1 protein-coding gene is annotated in these 255 nt (G+C 39.2%); it reads left to right on the forward strand.

The window, feature by feature from the left end:
* The coding region (locus tag R2R70_RS21575; protein WP_410979135.1) for a hypothetical protein at positions 1 to 255 on the forward strand (255 nt) is incomplete at both ends.

Genomic DNA, 255 nt, shown 5'->3' on the forward strand with positions numbered 1-255 from the left:
TTGATGATTATGTGAATAACAGAGGCATCACGCATCAAAATGAATATGACAAAGGCCAGTTAACCATTGGCGGAGCTTCTTTACCGGCTGAGTTAGTCATGAACCTGCAACATCATCTTGTCGAAGGAATCCCTTTTCAATTCATTTATAAAGATCAAGGAGACAATATTGAATTAGAGGGTCAATCTATTCACCTTCCGCTATTGGAAGCAGAAGCGCTACATGTTATTGGCTGTTCTTCTAATGGCAATCTAT

Source organism: Cobetia sp. SIMBA_158 (assembly GCF_046566945.1).
Taxonomy (GTDB): Bacteria; Pseudomonadota; Gammaproteobacteria; order Pseudomonadales; family Halomonadaceae; genus Cobetia; species Cobetia amphilecti.